This window comes from Lamprocystis purpurea DSM 4197, assembly GCF_000379525.1.
In the GTDB taxonomy this organism is placed as follows: Bacteria; Pseudomonadota; Gammaproteobacteria; order Chromatiales; family Chromatiaceae; genus Thiodictyon; species Thiodictyon purpureum.
Genome location: NZ_KB902389.1, coordinates 1 through 6,846 on the forward strand (window position 1 = coordinate 1; position 6,846 = coordinate 6,846).

Sequence of the window (6,846 nt, forward strand, 5' to 3'; positions counted from 1 at the left end):
TTCGCTGGCGATCCAAGCGAAAAACTCAAGTCGTTCTTCTGTAGACCAGAGCTTCTCCGCTTCGGCGACGAACGTGTGAGTTTCGTAGATTGTGAGCACGCAAAATTGTACGTCTGCGACGTACTTTTCGCAACCGGAGCTTAGCCCGGACGCGCGGCGAGCGACGCAGAGTTACACGACTAGGTTGGGCGATCTTTGGTTTTCTTCGTTGCCGGCGCAGAGGATTCAGGGGAAAACGTGGTCTGTCCCCGGTTTTCCACGTGGTCTGTCCCCGGTTTTCCACGCGGTTTAGCCGAAGGTTAGGCTTTCTTTGACTCTTTCTTTGACTCCTTGGCCGCCTAATTGAGTTTGGCCTCTTTTCCCCCATTTCCCGCATTGCCACTATAGCCCCAATTCGGTGGTCTTAGATCATACCTGCACAGCCTTGCCATCTCGGATTTCGAGTGATGCTCCACCGGGCATATCGAAAATGTCAATACTTTCTACGTCTATTCCGGCCTCTCTGAAGAAAACAGCAGCCCAGCGGCGGCCCTGTGAGCCGGCATTGCTAGGGAAGAAACTGACATCAAGATCTACCTTCTCGAAAGTCCCTGGATGTCCCATTTTAAGAACTGTTCCGTCAGCGTACATGACATCCCATTTGACTGCCATCATGTCGTCGCAATCCGTCATTCGTACAAGCGGGCCATGTTGGTCAATGAGGCTTCTGGAATGCTCTCGGAACCATCCATCGCTTGGATATGAATAGGACTGTTGCGCACGCGACGACGGCTTCAGCGATGCAGGGTAAGCGTTCTTTCTGCGGCAGGGTCCGCAGACCCATGTGCGTTCTTCGCCCGCAGACAATCCCCGTGTTATCTCGGCCAGCGCATCTTCTGTCTGTTGCCTGACAATTGCCCGCCTTTCTGGTGGTACACTCTCACATCCTTCAATCAGATCTTCTACGGAAGAACTTGCGCCGATCGGGATGGCAATGGTACCGGACGCTTGCATAGACTTCAGTGCTTGCGATGCCGTTATCGCGACTGCGTTGTTGGGTAGAGAATAGCTGCGCTTGCAGCCTTCACATATCAAGATAATTCCGGCTTTGCTGGTGCCGCCGTCAAATGCGTTTCTATCTTCTTGCTTTTTCTTGGTTTCCGACGTCGGTGATGTTGTCGATGAAAGCAAAAACCGCAATATAAGTATAACCACTGCAATAACAGCGGCAATTGCGAAAACTATTAGGAAATCGTTCATTAAGCTTTTCTCTACAAAATTGAAGAACTCAATTTTACCGCATCAATGTCACAGCTACCGCTGGCGCGCCGTTTCCCGGTAAAGACCATCAGGGTAGAGGCGATTTGTATTGCCGAACGTAAAGCTAAAGCCGCGCCCGCCTCCACGGAACCTGCCAGTTACCACGAACCCTGATGGCGCGCTCGCTTTTGAGCCCAAAGTTAGGCCATTCTTTGTTTTCTTTGCTGCCAGGGCGGGGATTCAGGGGGAAACCGCGGTCTGTCCCCCTGTTTCCTTTTTACTGTAATTTCTGCTTGCTTACCTTAATTAGCCTCTTTAATCGCTTCGTATTTTTCGAACGCAAGTTTAAGTTTCTCACATGCCTTTTTGGCTACTTTCTGAAGTTTATAGCTTACCACTCCCGCCGTTTGTCTTTCAAATGGTTCCAATGCATTCCATTTCATATCTGAAACTAATAATAAATTATTAGATGCGCTTTCAAAGTCATCAATTGCCTTTCTCAATGTGTTGCTGACATTCAAAAAATCATTCATTGTGGTGCACTTTTTAGCTAAGTCGAAGACATCCAATATGATACCGAATAACGCATACCTTGGATGACCTTTTAAGTCTTGCCAAAGCTCCCTATCATTACGTAAGTCTAACAGTAATTCATGGTCAATCTTGAAAATCTGGTCTCGCATCTCCGCAGTTAAATCTTTGTTAACGCTTTTCTCCGTTGCGGCCATACGGTCAGCCTGTGCGGGAGCGGAGGTTACGGGAATAGCTGGACTCCCAAGTCTTGGATTCTTTGGATTCTTTTTGCTAACGAATAAGTTTCTAAACCATTTCATCTGTTCGTCTCTCCGTTCTTATGTCGCCTAACGTCAAGTCTAAAGCGGCGCGCGCCCCGGATGAGCTAGCCAACTAGCACGACGTCTGTGGCGCGCGCTCGCTTTTGAGACAAAGGTTAGGCTCTTTCTTGCATTCAATCCGCAACGAGGTCTGAGCTTGGGAATGTTGGGGTTCGTTACTCACCCCAAACTACGGCCCTGACTTCTTTTTCGATTTTGAGGCTACTTCCTGGATGTTAAAACCGTTTTTTCAGAAGGAGCCCAATTTCCCTTGTCATCGGCTCGCAAGGTGACCCTAACGGGAACTGACGGACAGCACATAGCATCTTCTTTTCCATACTCGAATCCCTCGACTACTATGGACGTTTCCGTATTCTGCACAAGCTTCCCGACATTCGCTCTGGAGTGTATGCCGTTGTCGAACGTGACCGCTGGATATGATTTATCTGTATCAATCATAAACCTGTTTCCATCGCCGACAGTGACAATGGCAATTTCTTGACTTCCCGTAGGGGTGCCTGACCCGCCTGGAACTCCGTCAAGGCAATACTTCAAGTCCCATAGGACGGCGTACGTAGCCTTTCTAGCCGACCTCCCTCTATCCAGCGGCACTAAGGTTGCTATGTTCTCTGGACCAACATTAACGTCTGCACAAGAAATTGAACTTCCATAGGCGTTTACAACGCGAACAATTTTTTCCGCAATCTTCCCGCTCGGCGGCTGTGCCATTGCTAGTGCAGGCGCGATAGACAAAACGAGAAATGCGCTGCGCACTAACCTTACTTGCGTAAGCATCCTGGTTCCTCGATGTACTGCGCCAATAATCAAAGATGTGGAGGCCGGGCAGCGCCCGGCACTCTTACAGGATAAGAGCCAACGCTTTAGTTCGGCTGAGCATCCTGGGTTATGTGAGGTTGATGCCCGGAGTGGTGCGTTCCTCCTGAGTAATGACAATACTGTTCGCACCATTGAAGCGGGTCTCGATTGGCAAGACTCCATTGTGTTTGAACGGCAGTAGGAAGCGAATCTTTCCTTATCGGGCGAACAGTCAAAACGCGCTCGTCAACGTCGACCGACTCGATAAGACACTCATCTTCATCTAAATGAAAATGCCTATGAATTAGTGTCACGCCAAAGCGATCAAGTTTACCGTGTTCTTCGAGAACTTTTCTAAGCTCTGCGAAACAGGCTGCATCGCTTGCGTCTAGATCGTGCGACATCGTTTCCATGTCGGGGATCTTTGCCCATTGAACCGGTTGCACAACGATTTGCTGCATACGAGTAACCTCTAGTTAAAGCCTAACACGTGAAGCCGAAAGCGACGCACGCCCGCACGGAGCCTGCGAATTAGCACGACGCCCGTAAAGCGCGCTCGCTCTTAAGCCAAAAGCTATTTGCTGTTTCAAATTCGCCTTGCCCCTTTTTCCCCCTTTTTCGCCCGAAATATCTACTTGGTAATCGTCGCAAAAGCGATCACAGCCAAAAGCAGAATTTCTATCAACTGTCCCCAATGCATGAGGAAGGCGCTCAATTGATATTCCATACAATACTCCTACGGTGTGTTCTTTGGCCTAACGTGAAGTCTAAAGCGGCGCGCGCCCCTGATGAGCTTGCCAATTAGCACGACGCCTGTGGCGCGCGCTCGCTCTTGAGACAAAGGTTAGGCTCTTGATCATTTTTCGGGAAAAGAACCCGAGCCTGGCCCCTTGTCCCTATCAGGTTTGCCTCCCGCCTTGGGTTCTGCGCTTCCGGCGAAAAGGCGCATAATTTCTTGGGCCCTGTCAGCTGCCGCCATTTGCGACTGCTTGCTGCATATATGCTCAGGCGTTTTCTCTAATCGGGAAAGCGCATTCTTTGCCCACTCGCCCAAAGTTCCATGTGGATCAAGTTCGCTTAATTTCTTGGCGGCGTCGATTGCCATCGGGAAATCGCCTCTTAAGTCATATGCCTGAACTAACTCTTCGTAGGCGGCCTCATCGTTAGAGTTCTTTTCCAAGGCTTTCTTAGCCTTCCTTATGGACGATTCGATAACAGCAGAGTTACACGCGTGTTGGTACTCCGCAATTTGCCGATAGGCACCCAACCAAAGAGTATCAAATGAATATGATTCCCCAGAGCAGTGCTTCCTGTACCCGGTAAACGTCAAAACGCTCTTCGCATAATTTAACTCGACTTTATTATAATAGTCACTTAATGCAAGGTAAGCTGGAATTAGTTTCGGTTCCAGTTGTACAGCCTTTTCAAGGTCGGTAGCTGCGCGAGAAAGTTCTTGCCTGGCGTTATTATCCAAGTGGTAATCATACAGGTTCTTGCGTCCATTGTGCTCCAGATATGAAATTAAAGCACTTATACCCTTGGCTTGAAGAGCCACTGCTTCTGGATTAAGATCAGATCCACAGCCAGGCATGGTATTTCTGTATAATCTTAATTCTCCAAGATCTATTGAGTCCACGGCAGGATCTTCTGTAGATTCAAAATCGCAAGCAGTAATACACAGTACAAAGCCAACGACAGCAAAAAAGATTCTGTGTCTCATGGGGAACCTCATTGAACAACTAATGTCTTAACTGCCGATCACTTGTCGCAACCGATTTACTGCCATGAACGCGCGAACTCTTGGCGCGCTAATTGTTTACTTTGTCTAGAGCCTAACCGTAAAGTCTAAAGCGGCGCGCGCCCCTGATGAGCTAGCCAATTAGCACGACGCCTGTGGCGCGCGCTCGCGTTTGAGACAAAGGTTAGGCTCTTATTCATTTTCCGGGAATAGAACTCGAGCCTGGCCCCTTTAGCTCGCCCCTTTAGCTCTTTAGCTTCTATGACTAACCGAATTAAGTAAACCGTACCCAGAACTGAATTAAGTAAACTGTCACCACAATTCGGCCTGTTATTTCCACAGCTGCCACCAAGGCTTCTTTTCTGATCTGGATGCTGCGTGTTCCTGAATAGCCGGCTTCGCTTGGCACGTCGTCTTTAGCTGACCGTGCGAACGACATTCCTTCAAACAATCCGCAACACCTTCAGCCCCCGGATCAAGTGCCAGCGCCTTTTCAAACCAAGGAATAGCAGCCAAAAACTCACCTTTCTTAAAAAAGACGTAACCAATGTTACTGTGTGCAATTGCGTTTTGAGGATTAATACGAATAGCCTCGTTGAGTATCTTCTGCGCTCCTGCGAAGTCTCCAGACTGTATAAGCTGCGCTCCCTGATTCACCAATTCGCGCGCCTTCAGTTCATTTCTTACGTCATTGCTGGATTCCGAAGTACCGCCCGAACTAGCGATGCGGAACTCAACAAGCTGCCTGCCTGTAGCGTCACATTGTGGCAAGATTACAACGTCGTCCAAAACGCGAATCTCATGCTGCGCTTTGCCGTTCGCGCAGATTGTTATGAGATGAAACCACCTCGGACCACTCTTGCCTGATGGATGCTGTGGACATCCTTTGTCTTGGATGAACGCGACCACCTTCGACATATCATTCGGACGCCGAGCAATGAACGACTTGATGAAGTCCTGTGTAAACGCAACGCGGCCATCCGAGCCGGAACCTGGCCCGATATGCACTGAGAGGGCAGGTTGATGGAGATCCTGAAGGATCGCGTAGCATGTCCTGTTTGTGCTAGCCCACATGCTGATCGCAAATTCTCTTGGGTCCCAACCTCGGATCGGTGGTTCGTCTTGGGTCGTCGTCAGAATTATTGCCTCGATCTCTCTTGGATCAACAAGACGGTTCAGGATGTTGGTGGCGACTTCGGGGTCAGTTACGATTTGTTTTTCTGACATGCTGTTTCTCCTGGATCTTGGTGACGTGGCTAAACGGCCTAACGTTCAGGCCAAGGCGGCGCGCGCCACCGATGAACCCGCAAACCAGCACAACGCCCGTGGCGCGCGCTCGCTCTTTGGCCGAAAGTTAGGCATTGTTTGGCATCTCTCTGGTTCAGGAACTAAGTAAGAATGTCCAGGGAATTTGGAATTTTGAGTCAGAACAGTTGCCTGACGTACTGTAGAGCAGGTTGACCTGAAACGCCATCTATGCAGGCGCTAGGGGTTGTTGAGAACATGGATGTAGCAAGCATTTTTGAATGCTCATTGAAGGTCCCGACTATTGCTTCTACATACAAATGGGACACTTTGGCACGCTGGAAGCCGTTGATTAGTTCATCAAATGCTTTCTGCGTTACCTCCTTTCCATACCCCCGAGAGCGACTAGCCTCATCCACGGAACATCCAGCATTCAGACAGGGGAAGCCATCTATTGGGTCGGCTGAAATGAACGTTGCCAAGGCGACAACTCCACTGCTCTTTATTAACGCGTAGGAAAATCGTGTTTCGCCGTTGGCATCATCGACCAAAAAAAGTAGATCGTCGTGAAGTTCAGCTCGTTGAGGCTCAATAATCCCGTGCGTCAGGGCGTGCTGAAACGATCGGAGCGCATTCATCGTGTCCGTCATCGCTGTTGGCATAAGATCTCCCGTATTGCCTATTGCCTAACGACTAAGCGTTTATCCGTCGTGCGCGCCGCACTGATCCCTGGTTGTGGCACGGCGCCTGGCGCGCACGACGGATAAACGTTTGTTGGACTAATCCGATCCTGGCACGGTGCCCGCTGCGGGTGCGGCCTTCTTTAGAGATAGGGAATTGTATCCCCGCGCCCAGGGTCGCCGGCCGGTGCCGGGCGGTATTTCAGCACGTGGTCGACGCTCGGAGCGGCGCAAGACGGGCATCCGAGGGGGCCGCGGGGCTGATACGCGGGCGATTTTGCGTCGATTGTAGACC

General features: G+C 50.0%; 7 protein-coding genes. All 7 read right to left on the minus strand.

Going from position 1 to position 6,846, the window contains the following annotated elements; translation table 11 throughout:
- Positions 1 to 408 precede the first annotated feature (408 nt).
- Positions 409 to 1,239 carry a hypothetical protein gene (locus A39O_RS40350; protein ID WP_157639655.1) on the minus strand — a complete coding sequence of 277 codons (831 nt, stop codon included), beginning with the start codon at positions 1,237 to 1,239 and terminating at the stop codon, positions 409 to 411.
- 302 nt (positions 1,240 to 1,541) lie between these two features.
- The gene (locus tag A39O_RS40355; RefSeq protein ID WP_157639657.1) at positions 1,542 to 2,072 is read right to left on the minus strand and encodes a hypothetical protein; all 531 of its coding nucleotides are present in this window, start codon (positions 2,070 to 2,072) and stop codon (positions 1,542 to 1,544) included.
- Positions 2,073 to 2,294: 222 nt separating this feature from the next.
- Positions 2,295 to 2,867: a hypothetical protein gene (locus tag A39O_RS40360; protein ID WP_157639659.1), complete on the minus strand. Its 573-nt coding sequence runs from the start codon at positions 2,865 to 2,867 to the stop codon at positions 2,295 to 2,297.
- Between the two features lie 86 nt (positions 2,868 to 2,953).
- The gene (locus tag A39O_RS40365; RefSeq protein WP_157639661.1) at positions 2,954 to 3,349 is read right to left on the minus strand and encodes a hypothetical protein; all 396 of its coding nucleotides are present in this window, start codon (positions 3,347 to 3,349) and stop codon (positions 2,954 to 2,956) included.
- 395 nt (positions 3,350 to 3,744) lie between these two features.
- On the minus strand, positions 3,745 to 4,608 hold the full coding sequence (locus tag A39O_RS40370) for a tetratricopeptide repeat protein (protein ID WP_157639663.1): 864 nt from the start codon (positions 4,606 to 4,608) through the stop codon (positions 3,745 to 3,747).
- 348 nt (positions 4,609 to 4,956) lie between these two features.
- Positions 4,957 to 5,853: a tetratricopeptide repeat protein gene (locus A39O_RS0105025; protein ID WP_026199177.1), complete on the minus strand. Its 897-nt coding sequence runs from the start codon at positions 5,851 to 5,853 to the stop codon at positions 4,957 to 4,959.
- 197 nt (positions 5,854 to 6,050) lie between these two features.
- Positions 6,051 to 6,521: a GNAT family N-acetyltransferase gene (locus A39O_RS40375; protein WP_169338403.1), complete on the minus strand. Its 471-nt coding sequence runs from the start codon at positions 6,519 to 6,521 to the stop codon at positions 6,051 to 6,053.
- Positions 6,522 to 6,846 lie beyond the last annotated feature (325 nt).

Coding starts and splice junctions, on each gene's coding strand:
- A39O_RS40355 (WP_157639657.1), bottom strand. CDS start 2,072: ATGAAATGGTTTAGAAACTTATTCGTTAGCAAAAAGAATCCAAAGAAT.
- A39O_RS40370 (WP_157639663.1), bottom strand. CDS start 4,608: ATGAGACACAGAATCTTTTTTGCTGTCGTTGGCTTTGTACTGTGTATT.
- A39O_RS40360 (WP_157639659.1), bottom strand. CDS start 2,867: ATGCTTACGCAAGTAAGGTTAGTGCGCAGCGCATTTCTCGTTTTGTCT.
- A39O_RS40365 (WP_157639661.1), bottom strand. CDS start 3,349: ATGCAGCAAATCGTTGTGCAACCGGTTCAATGGGCAAAGATCCCCGAC.
- A39O_RS40350 (WP_157639655.1), bottom strand. CDS start 1,239: ATGAACGATTTCCTAATAGTTTTCGCAATTGCCGCTGTTATTGCAGTG.
- A39O_RS40375 (WP_169338403.1), bottom strand. CDS start 6,521: ATGACGGACACGATGAATGCGCTCCGATCGTTTCAGCACGCCCTGACG.
- A39O_RS0105025 (WP_026199177.1), bottom strand. CDS start 5,853: ATGTCAGAAAAACAAATCGTAACTGACCCCGAAGTCGCCACCAACATC.